The organism is Streptomyces katrae (assembly GCF_000717655.1).
Taxonomy (GTDB): Bacteria; Actinomycetota; Actinomycetes; order Streptomycetales; family Streptomycetaceae; genus Streptomyces; species Streptomyces katrae_B.
The window spans coordinates 195720-214942 of the sequence record NZ_JNZY01000008.1 but is presented as its reverse complement, the minus strand read 5'-3'; the positions used below and the strand labels follow the sequence as shown (position 1 = coordinate 214942).

The 19223-nt window shown below is 70.6% G+C and carries 24 protein-coding genes and 1 pseudogene; 20 read left to right on the top strand and 5 right to left on the bottom strand.

The features are described 5' to 3' along the window. The first annotated feature begins 8 nt into the window (after positions 1-8). From IF09_RS0112675 to IF09_RS0112635, 9 genes are all read left to right on the top strand, one after another. Positions 9-245 carry a gas vesicle protein GvpG gene (locus IF09_RS0112675; RefSeq protein ID WP_030294968.1) on the top strand — a complete coding sequence of 79 codons (237 nt, stop codon included), beginning with the start codon at positions 9-11 and terminating at the stop codon, positions 243-245. Then, the gene (locus tag IF09_RS45590) at positions 242-736 is read left to right on the top strand and encodes a hypothetical protein (protein ID WP_051832381.1); all 495 of its coding nucleotides are present in this window, start codon (positions 242-244) and stop codon (positions 734-736) included. The genes IF09_RS0112675 and IF09_RS45590 overlap by 4 nt, the downstream gene beginning before the upstream one ends. Then, on the top strand, positions 729-1586 hold the full coding sequence (locus IF09_RS40125) for a hypothetical protein (protein WP_051832379.1): 858 nt from the start codon (positions 729-731) through the stop codon (positions 1584-1586). The genes IF09_RS45590 and IF09_RS40125 overlap by 8 nt, the downstream gene beginning before the upstream one ends. Beyond that, a complete protein-coding gene (locus IF09_RS0112660) occupies positions 1583-1909 on the top strand; it encodes a gas vesicle protein (protein WP_030294962.1) in 327 nt (108 codons plus the stop codon). The genes IF09_RS40125 and IF09_RS0112660 overlap by 4 nt, the downstream gene beginning before the upstream one ends. Next, positions 1906-2763 carry a GvpL/GvpF family gas vesicle protein gene (locus IF09_RS0112655; protein WP_051832377.1) on the top strand — a complete coding sequence of 286 codons (858 nt, stop codon included), beginning with the start codon at positions 1906-1908 and terminating at the stop codon, positions 2761-2763. Before IF09_RS0112660 ends, IF09_RS0112655 begins: the two co-directional genes overlap by 4 nt. Then, positions 2760-2945, top strand: a complete 186-nt coding sequence (locus IF09_RS0112650; protein ID WP_030294959.1) for a gas vesicle protein — start codon at positions 2760-2762, stop codon at positions 2943-2945. Before IF09_RS0112655 ends, IF09_RS0112650 begins: the two co-directional genes overlap by 4 nt. Continuing rightward, complete coding sequence (locus IF09_RS0112645; protein WP_030294958.1) at positions 2942-3214, top strand: gas vesicle protein K; 273 nt, start codon at positions 2942-2944, stop codon at positions 3212-3214. The genes IF09_RS0112650 and IF09_RS0112645 overlap by 4 nt, the downstream gene beginning before the upstream one ends. A 36-nt stretch (positions 3215-3250) precedes the next feature. After that, positions 3251-3631 (top strand): hypothetical protein, encoded by a 381-nt coding sequence (locus IF09_RS0112640; protein ID WP_051832376.1) that lies wholly within the window; start codon positions 3251-3253, stop codon positions 3629-3631. 145 nt (positions 3632-3776) lie between these two features. After that, positions 3777-4091: a hypothetical protein gene (locus tag IF09_RS0112635; protein ID WP_030294956.1), complete on the top strand. Its 315-nt coding sequence runs from the start codon at positions 3777-3779 to the stop codon at positions 4089-4091. A 105-nt stretch (positions 4092-4196) separates the two neighbouring features. Here IF09_RS0112635 and IF09_RS0112630 read toward each other — a convergent pair whose 3' ends face one another. Continuing rightward, positions 4197-4880: a hypothetical protein gene (locus IF09_RS0112630; protein WP_030294954.1), complete on the bottom strand. Its 684-nt coding sequence runs from the start codon at positions 4878-4880 to the stop codon at positions 4197-4199. 135 nt (positions 4881-5015) lie between these two features. On the opposite strand from IF09_RS0112630, the gene IF09_RS0112625 reads away from it, so the two are divergent. From IF09_RS0112625 to IF09_RS0112615, 3 genes are all read left to right on the top strand, one after another. Further along, complete coding sequence (locus tag IF09_RS0112625; protein ID WP_030294952.1) at positions 5016-5450, top strand: Hsp20/alpha crystallin family protein; 435 nt, start codon at positions 5016-5018, stop codon at positions 5448-5450. Between the two features lie 91 nt (positions 5451-5541). Continuing rightward, positions 5542-5937 (top strand): DUF2267 domain-containing protein, encoded by a 396-nt coding sequence (locus IF09_RS0112620; protein ID WP_030294950.1) that lies wholly within the window; start codon positions 5542-5544, stop codon positions 5935-5937. 568 nt (positions 5938-6505) lie between these two features. Continuing rightward, positions 6506-8338 carry a glycoside hydrolase family 15 protein gene (locus IF09_RS0112615; RefSeq protein WP_030294948.1) on the top strand — a complete coding sequence of 611 codons (1833 nt, stop codon included), beginning with the start codon at positions 6506-6508 and terminating at the stop codon, positions 8336-8338. A gap of 94 nt (positions 8339-8432) precedes the next feature. On the opposite strand, the pseudogene IF09_RS0112610 reads toward IF09_RS0112615, so the two are convergent. Both IF09_RS0112610 and IF09_RS0112605 read right to left on the bottom strand, forming a co-directional pair. Next, positions 8433-8663: pseudogene (locus IF09_RS0112610) on the bottom strand (TetR family transcriptional regulator); the annotation flags it as partial. Positions 8664-8738: 75 nt separating this feature from the next. After that, the gene (locus IF09_RS0112605) at positions 8739-9698 is read right to left on the bottom strand and encodes a helix-turn-helix transcriptional regulator (RefSeq protein ID WP_030294944.1); all 960 of its coding nucleotides are present in this window, start codon (positions 9696-9698) and stop codon (positions 8739-8741) included. A gap of 92 nt (positions 9699-9790) precedes the next feature. On the opposite strand from IF09_RS0112605, the gene IF09_RS0112600 reads away from it, so the two are divergent. The 4 genes from IF09_RS0112600 (at position 9791) to IF09_RS0112585 (ending at position 12081) form a co-directional block, all read left to right on the top strand. Further along, complete coding sequence (locus IF09_RS0112600; RefSeq protein ID WP_030294942.1) at positions 9791-10498, top strand: NADPH-dependent F420 reductase; 708 nt, start codon at positions 9791-9793, stop codon at positions 10496-10498. 26 nt (positions 10499-10524) lie between these two features. After that, positions 10525-10920: a VOC family protein gene (locus tag IF09_RS0112595; RefSeq protein ID WP_030294941.1), complete on the top strand. Its 396-nt coding sequence runs from the start codon at positions 10525-10527 to the stop codon at positions 10918-10920. A gap of 204 nt (positions 10921-11124) precedes the next feature. Further along, the gene (locus tag IF09_RS0112590) at positions 11125-11553 is read left to right on the top strand and encodes a hypothetical protein (RefSeq protein ID WP_030294939.1); all 429 of its coding nucleotides are present in this window, start codon (positions 11125-11127) and stop codon (positions 11551-11553) included. 210 nt (positions 11554-11763) lie between these two features. Beyond that, on the top strand, positions 11764-12081 hold the full coding sequence (locus IF09_RS0112585) for a hypothetical protein (RefSeq protein WP_158709955.1): 318 nt from the start codon (positions 11764-11766) through the stop codon (positions 12079-12081). Between the two features lie 206 nt (positions 12082-12287). Here the strand turns inward: IF09_RS0112585 and IF09_RS0112580 are convergent, their stop codons facing one another. Then, a complete protein-coding gene (locus tag IF09_RS0112580) occupies positions 12288-13520 on the bottom strand; it encodes a GNAT family N-acetyltransferase (protein ID WP_030294936.1) in 1233 nt (410 codons plus the stop codon). Between the two features lie 845 nt (positions 13521-14365). Here IF09_RS0112580 and IF09_RS46325 point away from each other — a divergent pair. From IF09_RS46325 to IF09_RS0112560, 3 genes are all read left to right on the top strand, one after another. Next, positions 14366-14629 (top strand): lipoyl protein ligase domain-containing protein, encoded by a 264-nt coding sequence (locus IF09_RS46325; protein WP_051832374.1) that lies wholly within the window; start codon positions 14366-14368, stop codon positions 14627-14629. A 624-nt stretch (positions 14630-15253) separates the two neighbouring features. Further along, positions 15254-15901, top strand: coding sequence for a hypothetical protein (locus IF09_RS0112565; RefSeq protein WP_158709954.1), 648 nt, complete (start codon positions 15254-15256; stop codon positions 15899-15901). A 181-nt stretch (positions 15902-16082) separates the two neighbouring features. Next, positions 16083-16520, top strand: a complete 438-nt coding sequence (locus IF09_RS0112560; protein WP_030294928.1) for a VOC family protein — start codon at positions 16083-16085, stop codon at positions 16518-16520. Between the two features lie 25 nt (positions 16521-16545). Here IF09_RS0112560 and IF09_RS0112555 read toward each other — a convergent pair whose 3' ends face one another. After that, positions 16546-17940 carry an alpha/beta hydrolase family protein gene (locus IF09_RS0112555; RefSeq protein WP_030294926.1) on the bottom strand — a complete coding sequence of 465 codons (1395 nt, stop codon included), beginning with the start codon at positions 17938-17940 and terminating at the stop codon, positions 16546-16548. Positions 17941-18248: 308 nt separating this feature from the next. Between IF09_RS0112555 and IF09_RS0112550 the strand changes: the two genes are divergently transcribed. Next, complete coding sequence (locus IF09_RS0112550) at positions 18249-19133, top strand: MBL fold metallo-hydrolase (RefSeq protein ID WP_037634671.1); 885 nt, start codon at positions 18249-18251, stop codon at positions 19131-19133. Positions 19134-19223 lie beyond the last annotated feature (90 nt).

Below are 19223 nucleotides of genomic sequence, written 5' to 3'. Positions count from 1 at the left end.
GCGCCGCGATGGGGCTGCTCACGGAAATACTGCTGCTGCCGGCCGCTCCGGTCCGCGGCACCGCATGGGTGCTGCGGCAGGTCGTGGCGGAGGCAGAGCGGCAGTACTACGACCCGGCCGTCATCCAGCGGGAACTGGCGCAGCTCGTCGCCGCGTTCGAGGCGGGCGAGATGGACGAGGCCGAGTTCGACCGCCGGGAGGACGAGCTCCTGGACCGACTGGAAAGCAGGGTGCGACCGCGATGAACAACCGGATGGCGATCGGGCTGGCCGTGGGCGCGGGGTACGTGCTCGGCCGCACCAGGAAGGCCAAGCTCGCCCTCGGACTGGGGGCGCTGGTCATGGGCAGACGGCTCACGCCCGATGCCGCGGCCGTGGGTTCCTTCCTCGGCGACCGGCTGGGTGACCACCCCCGGTTCAAGGACCTCCGCGAGCAACTGCGCGAGGACCTGGCCGGGGTGGGATCGGCGGCCGTCGGAGCACTGGTGGACCGGCAGCTCGAGGCGGTGGCCGACCGGCTGCACGCGCGTACGCTCGGCGTGCAGGAGCGGCTCACCTCGAGCGGGTGGTCCGGCTCCGCGGAGCCGGACCGCAAGCCCACGGCCAAGGCCGCGTCCAAGTCCGCGAGCAGGCCCAACGGCAGGTCCACGAGCCGGTCCGCGGGCGGATCTGCGGGAAGGGCGCGCACGGCCAAGCGCACCGGCGGCCGTAAGGCGGAGGCCGGCGGCGATGGCTGAGGGCGTGCCGGCCGGGCTCGGCCAAAGCCCCGCTGCGGACCGGCTCAGAGAAGAGTGGGAGGGCTACCTGGCGGCCCAGGCCCAGCGTCTGCTGGAAGGGACCGGCAGGGCCCTGGGCCGGTCCGTCGTGGTGCTGAAGGGCGTGGCCGAGGGCAACAGCCCGGCGCTGAAGGCCGTCGCCCTCGACGGTGCGCGCAGGATCGCGCGCGGTCGCAGCCCGGTCAGGGCCGCGTTCGAGGTGGCCGCCTCGCGGCTGAGGGACCGGGGCCTGCGGGCGCTGCGCGAGCGGGTCCGCTCCGGCGGCTCCGGCAGGCGCCGTCCCACGGTCGTCCTCACATCCGTCGACGTGGGAGTGCCCGTCAAGGACGCCTACGACGAGTGGACCCGCCACCGCGGTGTGCTCCGGTTCGTGCAGGGTGCCACCGAGGAGGTCCCCGACGTACGGATCGCCTGGGCCTCCGAGGACGACGGGGCAGCCGTGCGCGGCGCGGTGACCTTCCACGACCTGGCCCCCGACCTCACCCGAATCCTGGTGACCGTCGAGTACCACCCGCACGGGCTGCGGGAGCGGGTGGGCACGGCGTGCGGGGCGCGGCACCGCCGCGTCCGGCGGGACCTGCGGGACTACGCCCGCTTCCTGGCCCTGGAGGAGGAACCCCCCGAGGGCCCGCACGACGATCCCGCCGACGAGGGCGCGGAGGAGTTCGCGGAGTCCGGGGAGCCCGAGGGCTTCGGTGAGCCCGACACCTACGACACGTACGACGAGGCCTACGAGGAAGAGGACGTGGACGACTTCCCGCTGGACGACCTCCCTGCGGACGAGGACGACGAAGGCCGGGGGCGGACATGACCATGCCTTCAGGGCTGTCACGCCCCTACGAAGACAACAGCAGCGCCAACCTCGCCGACATCCTCGAACGCGTCCTGGACAAGGGCGTGGTCATCGCCGGTGACATCCGCATCAACCTGCTCGACATCGAGCTGCTGACGATCAAGCTGCGGCTGGTGGTGGCCTCGGTCGACCGGGCCAAGGAGATGGGCATCGACTGGTGGGAGCAGGACCCGGCCCTGTCCTCCTCGGCCCGGCACACCGAACTGGGCCGTGAAAACGAACAGTTGCGCCGCCGCATCGCCGAGCTGGAAACCAGGCACGAGCAGACGGAGCGGTCATGAACCACGACGACGACACAACACCCCGGGACGGCCACCTCGACGGCACCCTGCTGTACGTCTACACGGTCGTCGAGGCATCGGCGCGCGACGCCCTTCCCGACTTCCCACCGCCCCTGGGTGCCGGCCTGCGACTGGTGGAGCACGCACAGCTCGCGGCCGTGGTCGAGCCGGTCGACGCGCGCCTCTTCGACGAGGAGCCGCTGCGCGCCCAACTGGAGGACATCGACCGGCTGTCCGCGCTGGCCCGCGCGCACCACAGCGTGGTGGCCGCCGTCGGTGAGCGCACCACGACGGTCCCGCTGCAGCTGGCGACGCTCTGCCGCGGCGAGGACGGCGTACGCCGCCTGCTGGAGGAGGCCCACCCGCAGCTCACCGCCACGCTCGCGCGCATCGCCGGGGCGCAGGAGTGGGGGGTCAAGGTCCATGCCGACTCGGGCGCTCCGCCGCCGGATCCGGCGCCGGCGCCCACGTACGCCCCCGGAGGCCCGCAGGCCACAGGACCGGAGGGCGGTTCGGCGGGGCGCGCCTACCTCCGCCGTCGGCTGAAGGACCGCCGCACGCGGGAGACCGCGGACGAACAGGTTGCGCGTACCTGCGAAGACGTCCACCGAACGCTCTGCGGGTACGCCTCCGCCGCGGTGCTGCACCCACCCCAGCAGCCCCAGTTGTCCGGGGCGGCCGGACGCAACGTCCTCAACGCCGCCTACCTCGTCCCCGTGCACGCCCGCCAGGACTTCATCGACGCGGTCGCCTCCGCGCAGGCGCTGCCCCCGGGGCTGCGCCTGGAGGTCACCGGCCCCTGGGTGCCCTACTCCTTCACGGCGGGCGACCGTGGCGGGGCGCCCGCCTCATGACGGGGCAGCAGGAGGTCGCCCTCGTCGACCTGCTCGACCGGCTGCTGGCGGGGGGCGTCGTCCTGGCCGGCGACATCACCCTGCGCATCGCGGACGTGGATCTCGTACGCATCGACCTCAAAGCCCTGATCAGTTCCGTCAACGACGCCGTACCCTCCCCCTGGAAGCAGGTGGCGCCATGAGCCGGCCCCAGCGGGTCGAACTCGACCCCGACACCGTCGAACGCGACCTGGCCCGCCTGGTCCTGACCGTCATCGAGCTGCTGCGGCAGCTGATGGAACGGCAGGCCCTGCGGCGCGTGGAGTGCGGCGACCTCAGCGAGGAGCAGGAGGAGCGGCTCGGCCTGACCCTCATGCTCCTGGAAGACCGCATGGGGCTGCTGCGCAGCCGGTTCGGGCTCACCCCAGAGGACCTCAACCTCGATCTCGGGCCGATCGGCAGGCTTCTGTAAAGGTTTAGCAGGGGCGGATGCGGCCAGACGCGGAACATGACTGCATCCGAGAAGTCCACCAACTCCAAGGCCTCTTCCGGCAGTTCCCGCTCGAACGGGGCCACCACCAGGCAGCGCGCCACCCAGGCCGCACAGGCCGGGGCGAAGACCGCCACCGACGCCAAGGACACCGCGGCGGGCACGCTGACGGTGTTGCCCGCCCCGCTCGCGGAGAAGACCCGTGTCGCTGCCCAGGCACTGCGGGGCACCGTCGACCGCGCCGGTCTGCTGTGGAGCGTCGTGCGCGCCCGCAAGGCCCTCGCCGCCGGCGCGGCCACCGGGACGGCCACCCTCGTGGCCGCCTCGTACGCGGTCGGCCGACGGGCCGGCCGGCGGCAGCGGGGCCCGCTCTCCCGGCTGACGGGCGGTCGTCTCTGACCCGCCGGCGACACCGCACCGGGCCCGGAACACGGAGCGCGCGAACAGCTGAGGGCGCTCACCGTCCGGGCCCGGGCGGGCAAGGCCCGCAACCACTTCCCTGCATCCCCTGCCCGAGAGGGCCGTACCGCATCCTGGAGACGTGATGTCCGCTCGGGGCCGGCTGACCGCGCGCGAGGCCGCCGCATGGAACCGGCTGCAATGGCAGCTCACCGCGGAGGTGGCGGGCGGCGCCCTGCCGCCCGCGCCGGAGGTCCGGGGCCGGACCGGGTCCGCGGCTCCGATGAAACGGGCCGTGGCCGCCCTGCTTCTGGGCGCATCCCTCGTGGCGGTCGTCACGAGGGCCGCCGGCGGCTCGACGGCCGTGGCCGTGGCGGCGGTCACGGCGTGGATCGGTGCGGTCAGTACCGTGACGGCGGTGTTCGGCCACCGTTGCGGCGCTGCCCGACGTCCTCGCTGAGACAGCCCATCACACCGTTTGTCCGGTACAGCACGTTCGTCACCGCGGTTTCGAGGGCAGGGCGCGGCCCGGCCGCTACCGTCATCCCTTCGCCGCCGATACCCGCTAGGGACGGCTGCGCTGCTCGTTGCTGTCCTGGCGGAGTCGGTCGGTGTGGCGGGTCATCTCACCGATGCGGTCGGCGAGGTCGGGGTGTACGGGCTGGAGGTGGGGGCGGGTGTCTGTGAGGGGGCGGACGAGGTGGGCAGGGTCGGGATGGGCGAGGGCTAGGTGCAGCTCCCCGAGTTGCCGGTCCGCGGTGGCGGGGAGGTCGGTCAGTGCGGTGATCTGTCCGGCGAGGCTGCGCAGGGCGGCGGCGTTGTCGCGGGCCCAGGTGGTGACGGTGCGGTCGGCGGCGCGGCGGTCGCGCACGGCTTGGACCCGCTGTTCGCCGGTGGCGCCCGCGGCGCCGGGGCGCAGGCGCAGGTAGCGGCGTTCGGCGGCCTGCCGGCTGGCGACACCGAGGGGTTCGGCGAGGTCGGCCCAGCTGGCGCCGGCCTCCCGGGCGGTTTCGATCAGTCCGCTCTCCCAGTCGGCGAGCTGTTCGCGCACCTGGCGCAGCAGGAGCAGCGAGGCGAGTGCCGGGTGCGGCCCGTCGTTCGGCCGGGGTGTCAGGAGCTCGGGGGCGTGCTGTGCGTCGCGCAGGGCCTGGTCGATGGTGTGCAGTGCCGCCGCGGCGGCCACGAACGAGGCCGGTCCGGGCCGCGGCCCCGGGTGCCGGGGCGGGGGGGACGGCTGGGCTGCGGTCATGACATTTTCCTCGCTGCTCGCTACGTCATCCTGTCGTTGACACCTTGCTTGTCATCGTTTGGATGACATGTTACAACGGAGGCACGTTGAAGCGCATTGGCGGTTCCTGCCGCTACCGACTGGAGGTGTTTCGCGATGTTGATGCGCACTGACCCGTTCCGCGAGCTCGACCGGATCACCCAGCAGCTCACGGGTACGACCGGGACCTGGTCGAAGCCGTCCGTGATGCCGATGGACGCCTACCGCGACGGTGACACGTATGTGATCGCCTTCGACGTACCCGGGGTGAGCGCGGACGCGATCGACATCGACGTCGAGCGGAACCAGCTGACCGTCAAGGCCGAACGGCGCCCCGCGGTCAAGGGCGAGAACGTCCAGATGGAGCTCTCCGAGCGGCCGCTCGGCGTCTTCTCGCGCCAGATCATGCTGGCTGACACTCTCGACTCCGAAAACATCGAGGCCGACTATGACGCGGGTGTCCTGACCCTGCGCATCCCGATCGCCGAACGGGCAAAGCCCCGCAAGATCGCCATCGGCACCGCGAGCGACCGGAAGCAGATCTCCGACTGATCCCGGCATCGGCCGGCCCGAGCGCGGAGGACGGAAGCCCCCTTCCCCCCGGCAGCCCGTCCTCCGCCCCCTTCCACCGGAGGAGCGACACATGCCCCTGCGTCAGGAAGCATTCCTCGAGCACGTCCAGGAGCGGGGCGAATACGACACCCCCGCAGAGGCCGACCGCGCGGCCCGCGTCGTCCTGGCCCTCCTCGGCGCCCACGTCGTCGGCACCGACCGGGCCCAGCTCGCCGCCCGCCTTCCCGAGTCCTACGCACTCGTTCTGCTCAACCCCCTCCAGGCCACCGAACCCCTCTCCGCGGACCGTTTCGTCCGGGCTACCGCGGCCTGGATCGAGGGCGCCTCGCAGGCCACGGCGGCCTGGGATGTCAGCGCCGTCCTCAGCGTCGTCGCCGACGCAGCCGGCGAAGACCTCACCCACCGCCTCCTGCTCCAGCTCCCGCCCGGCTACGACCTGCTGTTCGGCCGCCCCCACCACGACTGACTGCCGTGACCCCACGCGGACGTCGCGGCCACACCCGTCAGGCCCCGCGGATCCCGCCGCCCGCCAGTTGGCCTCCCAGGTTCCCGCCGCCGAGCCCCGCAGCGGATGGGCTTTCGTCAAGGACCTCGCCTCCCGGACAGGAAGCTCCTGGCGGCCCGTGCCCGGCCCCTGGCGCTTGTCCTGCATATCCTGCATACCGCCCACGACGGATGGTCGCAGTTCGCACTGTTTCTGTCACTGATTGTGGTGTGCGGGTGTACCGGGGCACGCGTGGCATGCGGCCGATGCGGCCGATGCGGCCGTCACCGACGATGTGCCCGTCCGGTGTCACCGGGAGGAACTCATTCACGCTCGAGCACACGCCGCGCAAGGACCGCACCGGTCACCGTCCTCCTGCCCCGGAACACCCCGCCGTCCGGTCGTCCGCTGACCCGCACAGCGTGCAAGGACGCTCGTTCGCCACTGCCCTGCGGATCTGCCGCGCCGGAATCCGGGGGCGTCTTACCATGAAAGGCAAGGTCTTCTTGATTCCCGCGCCTGCTCACGCCGAGACGGTTGGGAGGCCGGCATGGAGTTCGGGAACGGATCCGGGGGAGTGGATGGCGCACGCTATCTGCCGATTTCCGAGCACGGCCTGATCGGTGATCTCCGCACCGTCGCGCTCGTCGGGACCAACGGCACGATCGACTGGTACTGCTGCCCGCGCTTCGACGCACCGAGCGTCTTCGCGTCCATCCTCGACGCCGACAAGGGCGGGTCGTGGGAGCTGGCCGCCGACGTGCCGGCGCGGACACGGCAGTTCTACTTCCCCGACACCAACGTCCTGATCACACGGTTCTACGCCGCCGACGGGGTGGCGGAGATCCAGGACTTCATGCCGGTCGTCGACGAGTCGCGCGAGGCGTCCCGGCACCGGCTGATCCGGCGGGTGATATGCGTGCGGGGCACCCTCCCCTTCAGGGCACGGATAGCCCCTCGCTTCGGCTACGGCGCCGAAGCGCACACCGTACGCGCGCAGGCCCACGAGGCTGTCTTCGAGTCCCCGTCGATCTCACTGGCGCTGACCTCCACCGCGCCGCTCGAAAGCGACGGCACGGACGTGTGGTCGCACTTCAAGCTCCTCGAAGGCGAATCCGTGGTGTTCGCCCTCGACAAGATCAGCGACGACCTCCGCCCGCGGGCCTGTCCGCATGCCGAGGCGGAGGAACAGTTCGAGGCGACGGTCAGGTTCTGGAGCCACTGGCTGGGCCGCTCGCGCTACCGCGGCCGGTGGCGGGAGATGGTGCACCGCTCCGCTCTGGCGCTCAAGCTGCTCACCTATGCGCCGACCGGTGCGATCGTGGCCGCGCCGACGACCAGCCTGCCCGAACGGGTCGGCGGTGGGCGCAACTGGGACTACCGGTACGTGTGGGTACGCGACGCCGCCTTCGCCACCTATGCCATGCTCCGCCTGGGCTTCACGACGGAGGCCGAGGCATTCATGGGCTTCCTGTCCGACCGGGGCATCATGAGGGGCGTCGGTCCCACTGGTCCGTTGCAGATCATGTACGGCATCGACGGGCGCACCGACCTGCCCGAATCCGAACTGTCCCACCTCGAAGGACACCTGGGGTCCGCTCCGGTGCGGGTGGGGAACGCCGCCACCAAGCAGCTCCAGCTGGACATCTACGGCGCGCTGATCGATTCGGTCTACCTCTACGACAAGTGGGGCCGGCCCATCAGCAGTGATCACTGGGACGAGGTCGGCGCAGTGGTGGACTGGCTCTGCGACCACTGGGACCAGCCCGACGAGGGCATCTGGGAGACCCGGGGCGGCCGGAGGAACTTCGTCTACTCGAGGCTGATGTGCTGGGTGGCGATCGAACGGGCCATTCGGATGGCCAACCGGCGCGGCCTGCCGGCCGATCTTCCGCGCTGGCAGCGGAGCCGGGACGCGATCTACCGGCAGATCATGCGACAGGGCTGGTCGGCCGAGCGCGGAGCGTTCGTCCAAGGGCTGGGGGAGGACGTACTCGATGCCTCGGTGCTGATGATGCCGATGGCCAAGTTCATCTCGCCCACCGACCCGAAGTGGCTCTCGACCCTGGATGCGCTCACCACGGATCTGGTCTCCGACTCGCTGGTCTACCGCTACGACCCCGAGGCCAGCCCGGACGGCCTGCGCGGCTCCGAGGGCACGTTCTCGATCTGCTCCTTCTGGTACGTCGAGGCGCTCACGCGCGCCGGACGCCTGGAGGAGGCCCGGCTGGCCTTCGAGAAGATGCTCACCTACGCCAACCACGTCGGCCTCTACGCCGAGGAGATCGGCCGGAGCGGAGAACAACTGGGCAACTTCCCCCAGGCGTTCACCCACCTCTCGCTGATCAGCGCCGCCTTCAACCTCGACCGCACCCTCGGCTGAGTCCCGAGGCCGACCTGCCCGCCGGGTCCGGGTTCAGGACGAACGGGCGGTGATTCCGGTGAGGATGAGGTCGATTCCGGTGAGGAACTCAGGCCCCGGTCATGGCTTCGGCGACGACGGTTTCGGTGGCGGCACTGAGTAGTTCGGCCTTGCCCGCGACATGCCAGTAGATCGCACCGGGCCCGGTGGCGAGGCGCTCGGCCGGGGCGCGGAACGTGAGTCCGCCCTTGCCCGCCGTGTCGAGGATGCCGGTCGCCGCCTCGACGATGCGCTCCCGGGAGAGCGGTTCTTCCTGTCGCTCCGCGCGACGCGTCCCGGTTGCCATGCACGCATGGTGAGCGGGCCGGTTCCCGCCGCGCCAACAGCAGGCGGCAGGGCCGTGCCCGTGGTGCCCGCGGTGTCAGGCGGTGGCACGCAGGGTGCGGTGGGCGGTGTCGCGGAGGTGGCGGATGACGTCTGGGTCGGCGTCGAGGGTGTAGTCGGTGTCGAGACCGGCCAGGGTCCGGGCGATGCGGGGCAGGTGGTCGTCGGAGGCGTCGAGGCGGCAGGTGTGTTCGTCGATGGGGGTCAGGCGGGTGGCCAGGCCCCGGATGCGGGCACGGACGTGGTCGGCGGGGGCTTGGACGGTCGCGACGGCACGGTGACGGGTCGGGGCGGCGGACAGCCGGCTCGCGACGAACGCGGCGGGGTCGTCACCGGGTACGGGGCGGGGCGCAACGCGCCGGCCGGTGGGTAGGGCGTCGCTGATGCGGTCGAGCCGGAAGAGGCGCCAGTCCTCCTTGTCGGTGTCGTGGGCGAGGAGGTACCACAGGCCGCCGGACTCGACCAGGTGGCATGCCTCGGCGCGGCGCCGGGTGGCGGTGTTCTGCCGGGTGGTGTAGTCGAAGGTGATGATCTCGTGGTCGCGGCAGGCGACGGCGAGGGTGGCCAGCAGGGCGGGGTCGGCGCGCGGCCCCCGTTCCTCCCAGGTGATGCCGGCGAGGTTGTTCTGCAGGGCGGTGACCTGGCCGCGCAGGCGGCGGGGCAGGACCTGTTCGAGCTTGGCCAGGGCCCGCAGGGCACTCTCCTCGATACCGGTCAGGCCCCCGGCGGCGGTGCGCAGGGCGACGGCGACGGCGATCGCTTCCTCGTCGTCGAGGAGGAGCGGTGGCAGGTCGGAGCCGGAGGTGAGGCGGTAGCCGCCGGCGTGTCCGCGGGCACTGTCGACGGGGTAGCCGAGCTCGCGCAGACGGTCGATGTCGCGCCGCACGGTGCGTACGGTCACGGCCAAGCGTTCGGCGAGGTCGGCTCCGGACCATTCCCGCCGGGTCTGCAGCAGGGACAGAAGTCGCAGCACGCGGGCGGTCATGTCGCTCGTCATGAGCTCCATGATGCCCGTGTCAAAGGACAGCTCCTGTCCTGAACCACCCCTACGGTGGAAACGTCCCACGGAGCACATCAGGAGATTTCCCCATGAAGATCGCTGTTCTCGGTACCGGTGGCGGAGCCCGCGCCCACATCGCCCGGCTCGCCGAGCTCGGTCACCAGGTGCACGTCGGCACCCGCGACCCGCAGGCCACCCTGGCCCGCACCGAGCCCGACATGATGGGAACCGAGCCCTTCAAGGACTTCCTCGCCGATCAGCCCGGCATCGAAGTGCACACCTTCGGCGACGCCGCGGCCGCCTCCGACGGCCTGGTGATCAGCGGCATCGACGGCCACAACGCCGTCCGCGCACTGTCCGCCATCGCGGACCAGCTCGCCGGCAAGACGCTCATCGACTACGCGGTCCCTTACGTCTACCAGCACGAGACGGAGAACCCCTGGCCCACGCCGTGGGGCACCATGCCCAAGATCGACCCGTGCGACACCGACAGCCTCGGCGAGCAGATCCAGCGCGCCCTGCCACGCACCAAGGTCGTCAAGGCCTTCGTCACCCAGGAACAGACCACCGTGGTCGCCCCGCAGGCCATCGGCGGCGGGGATCACACCATGTTCGTCGCCGGCGAGGACACCGGCGCCAAGCAGCAGGTCACCGACCTGCTGAAGTCATACGGCTGGAGCGACATCCTCGACCTCGGCCCGCTCGTCTGCTCCCGCGGCATGGAGATGTACGCGCACATGCACTCCGCCATCGGCTTCGGCCTCGGCGGCCACTTCGGCATCAAGGTCGTCCGCTGACCCGCACCGCACGCAAGGACACGCTCATGAACGACAAGCACACCGCCACCCTGCCCGGGAAGATCATGTGTCATGCGATGTGGGCGCGCGACGGACGCCGGCTCGCCGACTTCTACGCCGCCGCACTCGGCACCACGGTCTCCCAGACCTACCCCGACGAGACCGGCAACGCCGCCGCGTGCGCCTTCCATGTCAACGGGTCGATGTACCTCTTCTACACCTCCCCCTCCTTTCAGGCCCCCAACTGGCCCGAAGAGGAACTGCCCTTCCACATGGACCTCTCGTTCCCAGACGTCGCGACGGCCGAGAAGCAGCTGTTGGGGCGCGGCGCCTCCAAACCCGGCCACCAGCCCGGCGGAAAGGACTGGACGGTCCTGCTCGACCCCTCCGGCCAGCCCTTCTGCATCCACGGCACCCGCTGAGGCCGGGACGTTGCCGTCCTGCGTCCGCCGGTCCCTCTCCCGGCACCGCGAGTCCAAACGGCCTGGCCGAGTGTCACGCCCAAGCGCTGATTCGCGTCAACTCCGCCCTCTGCGGCCTGAACTGACACGTCACGGGAGGGGGATGTCCGACCCCCCGGGATAGGGTGCGCGCGAGCGCCCCAACTACCTTGGTGGAGAAGGAACATGCGCATATCCACGGCCCTGCCCGCCGCCCTTGCCCTGACCGCCGCGACACTCGCGGGAGGGGTGACCCCGGCCGCCGCCGAGACCACCCTCAGCACGGTCAACCTGGAGGCCGGTGCCAACCTCCACCACAACACCGCGACGGTGAACTACGAGCGCATCGACGGCGCGGTGAACTCCGTCAAGGTCACCTACGTGCTGATCACCTCCGGCGAGCGTGACTGCGCCTGGGTTCAGTGGAACGACCCGAAGGCCGTCAGGGACGGCTGGACCTCCCTCACGCCCGAGCCCTCGTGTCACGGCATCGGCATGGGTGAGACGCGCGAGGTCATCATCAAGGCCCCGGCGGGCCACCCGCTCAAGGTGCGCCTGGCCGCCTACCACTCCGACAGCGTTGACGTGATGCACAAGGACATCGCGAAGCTCTAGCCGTGCGGCCAAAGGACACAGTCGGCCCGGACGGTCTTGCCCGGGCCGACGGGTCCACGTTCGCCCGTGGCGACGCGGCGGGACGCGACGGCCTACCATCAGGCCGTCCAGGAGGGTGCCCGCAATGACATGCACCGCCAGACATACGGGACCATCCGATGCAGCACTGGGGCGGCGGCGGAGAGTGACCGAGAAAGAGAGGGCCACACGATGATTGAGATCGCCCCCGGCGATCCGGGCAGTGCAGCGCCGTACAGCACCTTGCTGCCCGTGGTCGCGCTGTTGCTCGCCCATGGCAACCGGTACGTGCCGGGCCGCGAGGGCTTCATCGTGGACCCTCGAGGGGGCGCCGCCTGCGAGCTGGAACTGCCGCTGGACTTCGAACTGCTGGCAGCCGAGGTGACCTTCCCCGAAACGGTGGATGCCCGCCCCGAGCGGGACGGCATCCTGGACCGCGGGACGTGGTGCTTGATCTCGGGCCCGGGAGAGCGAGCGAGCCGGATCGTGATGCCCAAGCGGGTGGACTGACCGGCAGCGCGGCCCGGTGGGGCCGAGCTCGGCGGGCCGCGACCGGGTCGGCGGTGACGGACTTGCTGATGCGCCGGTGGTGGTCAGCCCGTCCTCGCTGAGCGTGGTGAGACAGGCACCGTGCTCTGCGTGGGTGGCGTACTGGCCCCGCGTCCGGTGCCTGCGGACGTACGCGAAGCGGGACTCGTGCGGGGTCGCGAGCGCGGTCAGAACCAGTGCAGGCAGTGCGGGGAGCGCTCGGAGCGGAAGAGGGCGTCCGCGAGGGTGGCCACGCCCGGGCGGTGGGCCCGGATGTGTCCGGCACGCACGAGGGTGCTCGGGGCGGTGCCGCCGAGGTAGACCGAGCCCAGGTCCCTGATGTCCAGGGACAGGTCGGGCTCCCGGTCGGTCGGGGCGCAGTCGGCCTTGCCGTCCCGGACGGTCAGCAGGTAGCGGCCGTGCTCGCCGAGGAACGGGTCGTCGACGTCGAGGACGAGCTCGCCGTCCATGAACCAGCCGCGCGCGGTCAGCGCACGCGGGACGTCCAGCAGCCGTACCCACAGCCAGTCGGTGTCGCCGCTCACCTCACCGGCGCGGAAGTCCGCGAACTGCCAGCGCAGCGGGTGCTCGGGCGGGACGTGCTTGAACACGACCTGAGAGACCAGGTCGTGACCGAGTACGAACCGGGCCAGGGCCGTGAACACAGCGTCGTCGGTGGCGATCGTCTCGTCGACCGTCAAGGTCTCGGACTCGCCTATCAAGTAGCTGGCATATCCGTCCGGGACGCCGTCCGCGTCACGGTGGACAGCGACGTAGCGCGGCGCCGACGAGATCGGGGGCTGCCCCGCGCGCAAGGCCCACCAGCGGTGCGGCCGGGACAGCGCGCCGGGCTGGGCGCGGCGATACCGGTCGTAGACCTCTTCCAGGATCTCTCCGCACTCGGCCCGACGGAGCACCTCGACCGAGCCGTTGTCCGAGCCGGTCGCTGCTGCGCCGGCCACTTCGCGCGCCCGGGGAACGGCGAGAGCGGCCTCGTGGCGCGCCACCTTCAGCCGCGCCGTGTAGGTCGCCGGTCCGTAGCCGAACCTGCCGTAGATCGGGGCCTCAGAGGCCAGCAGCACGGAAAGGAATTCCCCGCGGGCCCGCAGCTCGGCGAGCTGATGCCGCATCATCGCGCTGAGCACGCCCTGGCGCCGGTGCGAGGGCACTACGCCGACGGCGGTCACCCCGGCGGCCGGGACGAGGGCCGCACCGGGCAGGGTGAGCTCGAAGGAGTACGTGGCCGCGGTGCCCACGGGCCGCCCTTCTGTCGTCAGGGCGAGCATGCAGCGGTCCGTTTCGAGCGCCGACCACCAGAGCCCGCCGCCCTCGACCGGGGTTTCCGGGAAGCGCCCGAACGCGGCGTGGACTGTGTCGATGAAAACGTCGAGATCCTTGTCGGTCGTGGGACGGATCTCCATTGCTGCTGCCTCCTCGGGACACCGGCACCACGACTCGTGGTGTCAGGCCCACATTGCAGCGTTGACCCGTGGCAGGGGCAAGCGAATTTCGGCGGCGGCCTTCTGGCTCGGTGGACGATCTGGCGCCGTTGGGTCGTCTCCTCCGCATACGGCGCCTCTAAGCGACGCGCCCGGTCCACTTCGCCGGACTCGACATCCCTGCGGCCGGCGGCTCGCTGGCCCCGGAGCTTGAACCGGTAGTCCGGTACCTGGCCGACATCGACCCCGGCGCAATTCGCTACGCCCGAACTGCCCTCGCTATCCGAGCCACTTGGAGGAGGCTCTGGTCTCGCCCCGGCCCCGGTCCGGCTCGATGGCCGGCCTGTTCGGAGGGGAAACCTGACGCCGCTGACCTCTCCGCCCGCGATCGCTGCCTCGCCGACAGCCTGCTGAAGCTACTCGACCGATCCGCCCCCGATACCCGCATCATGCTCGTCGCGCACAACACCCACATCCGATGCAACGTGCCCGATGCGGCCGCACCCCGGCGGGATGCTCCAGTGCGCGACCGACGCCCCCGCCGCGCGTTTCCGCAGCGCGAACGCCGGGTGGATCCCGATCGCGTCGAAACCTGTCCCTTCGGCTCGAGAATCGTCTGGCTCCGCTGCCGCGTCGGTTTCCGCGCCGGACTCGGTCGAAGGGTTGCCAAAGGCCGCTCTGCCACTCCATCTTGAGCCTGCTGATCTTCCTGTGTGCGGGAGATCGTGGTGATCGAAAAAGGGGGGAACGGCCTTGGCAGAGCAGTGGCCGGAGCGGATCGACTTGGGAGAGGTCCCGCATACCGAGGCTGTGGCCTGATTCAGGGTGTGTGGACACCTGAACACGAGAAGATCGCGTCCATCGGCATGCGGATCCGCGGCGGGGTGACGAGCCACGGATTCGCCCTGAACATCGCGCCCGACCTGAATGCCTTTACGGCGTTCACCCCATGCGGGCTGCCCGACGTGAGCATGACCTCCCTGGCCCGCATGGCCGTGACCCTCGACGCGCCGGTCCCCACGGAGGAGCAGGTGCGGGACGCTGTGGCCGACGCCTTGGGCGCTGCTGGGCCGAGTTCGACCGATCGTTGACGTACGAAATCCGGCGAGCGTCTCGGTCGCCGAGCGCAGTCGATCGCGGCGCCGTTCAGAGCGGTAGCCGTCACACCTTCGGCCTGCGACCGAGCCGGAGATCCCTGGTTGGCGGGTGGTTCGGCGGGCGTTCAGCGGCCGGCCATGAGATCGACCGCATCCCGGCGTTCCATTTCGACTCGATCACCCAGCTCCGCATGGACACCCGGTCGCGGGGGCGGGTGACGCCCGTCGGCGACGCCTACTGCCCCGGCGTTTCGGTGTGTGGGAACTGGCCCAGGGCGCCCGCCTGATCTCCGCCCTGCCCGCGGGGCCCAGCCGTGCGCGCCGCTGATGCAGCCCGATCCGGTCCTCGGCCGGCGGTGGGCTCCACAGCCGCAGTGCGCAAGTCTCGCCCGATGCACCCCGGATGGTGGCTCGCAACAGCAGCGCTCGCCAGCCCCAAGGTCGGATTGTCACACCGAGGCGTTACAGTGTGCGCCGCGGTTGAGATGGCTGACCACCGACTCCTCGGGCGTGGCCCACCGCAGCATCCTCTGACATGACGTCAGGGGTGTACGAGGGCGGGCCGTCGGCTGTTGCGGCGCGTCCTCGTTGAGATACCGAGAAACAGCCAGGAGATCCATGAGAAAGAGAGCGCGGAGAGCGAGCATTCTCGCTGCCGCCACCGCCGTCGCGGCCACGAGCATGTTCATGGCCGCACCGAACGCCAGCGCGGGCACGTCCGAAATCGCGAATGCAGGCTTCGAGAGCGGCAACGCGTCCTGGAACGAGAAGGTGACCCCGTTCGCAGGGCACCTCATCAACAACTCCTCCGGGTGGCCGGCTCACACGGGCACCGGCAAGGCGGAGCTGGGCGGCAACGGTCTGACGGGCATAAGCCGCATCTCGCAGCAGGTCACGATCCCAGCGTACCGGGTTCCGGTGCTCTCGTTCTGGGTGCGCAGCGATGTGGTCTCCGGCGGGGCGAGCGGCTTCGGCTTCCGCCAGCTGATCGTGGAGGCCACGGCGGAGGACGGCACGCCCTATGAGCTGCACGACCGCATGAACAAGGCCGGGACGAACGGTTCTTACGAGAAGGTGACGGTCACACTGCCCGACGCCTTCTACGGCTCGTCTCCGCAGAAGGTGAACATCAGCTTCATGGCGATCGAGGACGCGGCGAACCGGATGCCGTTCCTGATCGACGACGTGAACATGGAGTACCGCTTCAAGGCGATCGACCGTCCGGTGGTCATTCCGGGCGGGATCTTCCGGCCCATCGGGGGCTGATCAATCCCCCAGCCGGGCAGGGCGGCGCGGCCCGCGTGTTATGACGGTGGCCGCGCCGCGCTGGCCGGGCCTGGCGCTGTCGCTGCCGTCTTCGGCCGCGGTCGACCGTGACGGCGCCCTGGCACTCGGCTGCGTCTTCGGCGGAACCACCCGATCGGTCCGGCTCGATAGCATGCAACGCATGGCCATCAAACTTGAGAACGTCGGGATCGCCGTGCGCGATCTCGAAGCAGCGATCTCCTTTTTCACCGACCTCGGCCTCACGGTCGTCGGCCGTGACACGGTCAGTGGTGAGTGGGCCGATACCGCTGTCGGCCTTGACGGCAATCACGCCAACGTCGCGATGCTCCAGACGCCGGACGGTCACGGTCGCCTTGAGCTATTCGAGTACATCCACCCCGAAGCGATCGAGTCGGAGCCCACTCGTCCCCACACGATTGGCATGCACCGCGTCGCCTTCTCGGTGGACGACATCGACAAAGCCCTTGAGACAGCCGCAAAGCACGGATGCAGGCCGCTTCGCGGGGTGGCGACCTATGAGGACGTCTACAAGCTCACCTACCTCCGCGGCCCCAGCGGCATCCTGGTGATGCTCGCCGAAGAGCTGAAGAAGAACTGACGGCTGATCGGGCCACTTCGCCCACCTACGAGCCCAGCGTCTTGTCGAGCCAGTCGAAGACGACCTCGCAGTGCAGTTGCGGGGCCATGGGGGAGCAGTGCAGTTGCGCCCCTTGGGCCGCCGTCAGCTTCAGGTAGTCCTTGGGCGAGGTGAGGGCGTCGTACATGCGCCGCGGCTGGCCGGGGTAGAACTGCTCGCCCTCGTAATCGAGCACCAGGGTCGGCGCCTTGATACGGCCGACGACGTCGGTGATGGACAGCGCCTTGACGCGGTTGGCCGGGGTGTAGAAGTCGGTGAACAGCTTGCCCTGGCGGGCTTCGAGCATCGCGGCCACGGAGAACGGTTCGAACCGCTTCTTCATCACGTCAGCCGCATCCGGGGGTAGTTCGGGGACGACTTCCTTGTTCCAGATGTCGTTCGTCTGTTGTTTGTCTGGGGTGAGGATCTTCCGGATCTCGGGCGGGAAGCCCAGCCACGGCTCCACGCAGCCCGGCATCGCGACCAAGGCGGCGATGCGTGTCTCGAACGCCGCGGCCCGCGGTGCGAGGTCGCCCGCCATGCTCAGGCCCGTCAGGGCGATCTTGCGGGAGTCCACGTCCGAGCGGGCCGCCAGCCAGTCGACGAGGGGTGTGACGACCCGCTCCCAGGTGGGGGTGAACACCACACGGTCCACGAAGAGCAGTTGCCCCTGGCCCGGTCCGTCGTAGACGAGCGCGTTCCAGCCCCGTTCCAGCGCGGCGGGGACGCCGTACGTCCACATGTCCACGTTCTGGCCGTCGCTGCCGTTGGTCAGGATCACCGTCGGGCGCGGAGCGCCGGACGTGTCGGGCCGGAAGAACCACACCGGCAGCGGTGTGGTCCCGTAGGGCACCTTCGCCTTCACCGGGGCTGGCTCGCACAGGTCGCAGAAGGTGTCCCACGCGGCGCGTCCCGCCTTGTAGAGCTGCTCCTCGCTGCCGGGGTCGTCCGAACCCAGGACGAAGAACAGCGCCTGGCCGTAGTACTGGGCCGCGCGCAGGGCCCGGAACCGCTTGGTCTGGCCGTCGGCGGGGGCGCCCGGGGGCGCCGCCATGAGCTGGTCGCCGAGGCTGCGGAACGTCTTGACGTACGACTGCGCCGTCAGTCCGGCTCCGTTGATCGCGTTCACGGCCGTCAGGACCTCGCCGACCTCCGCGGAGCCGGCGCCCGACGCCCCGAGCGCGAGGAGTCCGTTGAAGTTGTACGCGGGGTTCTTGAACAGCGTCATCGCGCCCGGGGTGATGTTGCCTCCCTCAGCGGCGGCCGAGCTGCTGGTGGCCGCGGCCGGGGCGCCGGGGGCGCCGCCGGGGGCGCAGCCTGCCAGGAGCGCAGCTCCTGCTCCGGCTGTGAGGAGGGTGCGACGCGTGGGTCCGGAGTGCGGATCGCCGTGTACGGGGCTCATGGCACCGGAGCGTAGAGCCGGACCGGCACTCCGACCTCCCGGACCGTCCAGCGCGGAGCGAGCCGACCGCTGCTGGGCCCGCCTCTGAACAGGGAGGTCTCAGCCCGCCGCCCCGACCTACCGCCCTTGCGCCGTTCGGGCGGCCTGAAGCACCCCGGCCCACGCCCGAGCGCCCCGAGGCCCTTCCTGGCTGACGGGGGGCACAGCCCCGGCCGGCGGCCCGCGCGGTATCGCGCTCGTGGCGGACGACACCCGCAGGGCTCCGACGGCCCGCTCCCGCGCGCGACGCCAAGGGGTAGGTTGGACGCGTGATCGATTTTCTCCGGGGCGCCCCGGTCGCAGGCAGTCTCGACGTCGTCTGGCACGCCGGCTGGCCCTCTCCGAAACACGACCCGGCCCCGGAGATCCAGGTCCACGCCTACTCCGAACACACGGTGCTCCTGCGCCAGAACAAATCCGTGCACTACGAAGCCCCGTTCCTCTTCCTCCTCTTCGGCAATGACAGAGCACTGCTCCTCGACACGGGCGCGTCCGCCGACCCGGCCCACTTCCCCCTGCGGGAGACGGTCGACCGGCTCGTCGCGGACTGGCTGGAACGCCATCCGAGGCGCGCCTACTCGCTGCTGATCGCCCACACGCACGGACACGGCGACCACACCGCGGCGGACCCGCAGTTCGCGGACCGGCCCCTCACCACGATCGTGGGACCCGGACTGGACGAGGTCACAGCCGCGTTCGACCTCCCCGACTGGCCACACCGCACCGGCGCACTGGACCTGGGCGGCCGCATCCTCGATGTGATCCCCGGCCCAGGCCACCAGCGGGCCGCAGTGGTCTTCCACGACCGTCACACCGGCCTCCTGCTGACCGGCGACTCCCTCTATCCGGGGCGGCTCTACATCGAGGACCGGACCGCCTACTCGGCCACCGTCGACCGGCTGCTGGACTTCTGCGCCACCCGGCCCGTGCGCCATGTCCTCGGCTGCCACATCGAGATGACCACCACGGCGGGCGAGGACTACCCCCGCGGCACCACGTACCAGCCCGACGAGCCGCCGCTCCAGCTCACCACAGGTCATCTGCACACCCTGCGCAGAGCCCTCGACGAGACGGCAGACCGTCACGGCACCCACCCCTACGGGGAGTTCATCCTCGTCTACCAGGGCTCACCGGCCATGACTGATGCCCAGTGAGGGGTGTCAGTCGCCGATCGAGCTCACCGGTGACGACTGTCCAGGCGCAGGTGCAGGCGCACGTGAGCGCGCTACTGATGGCGATTCTGG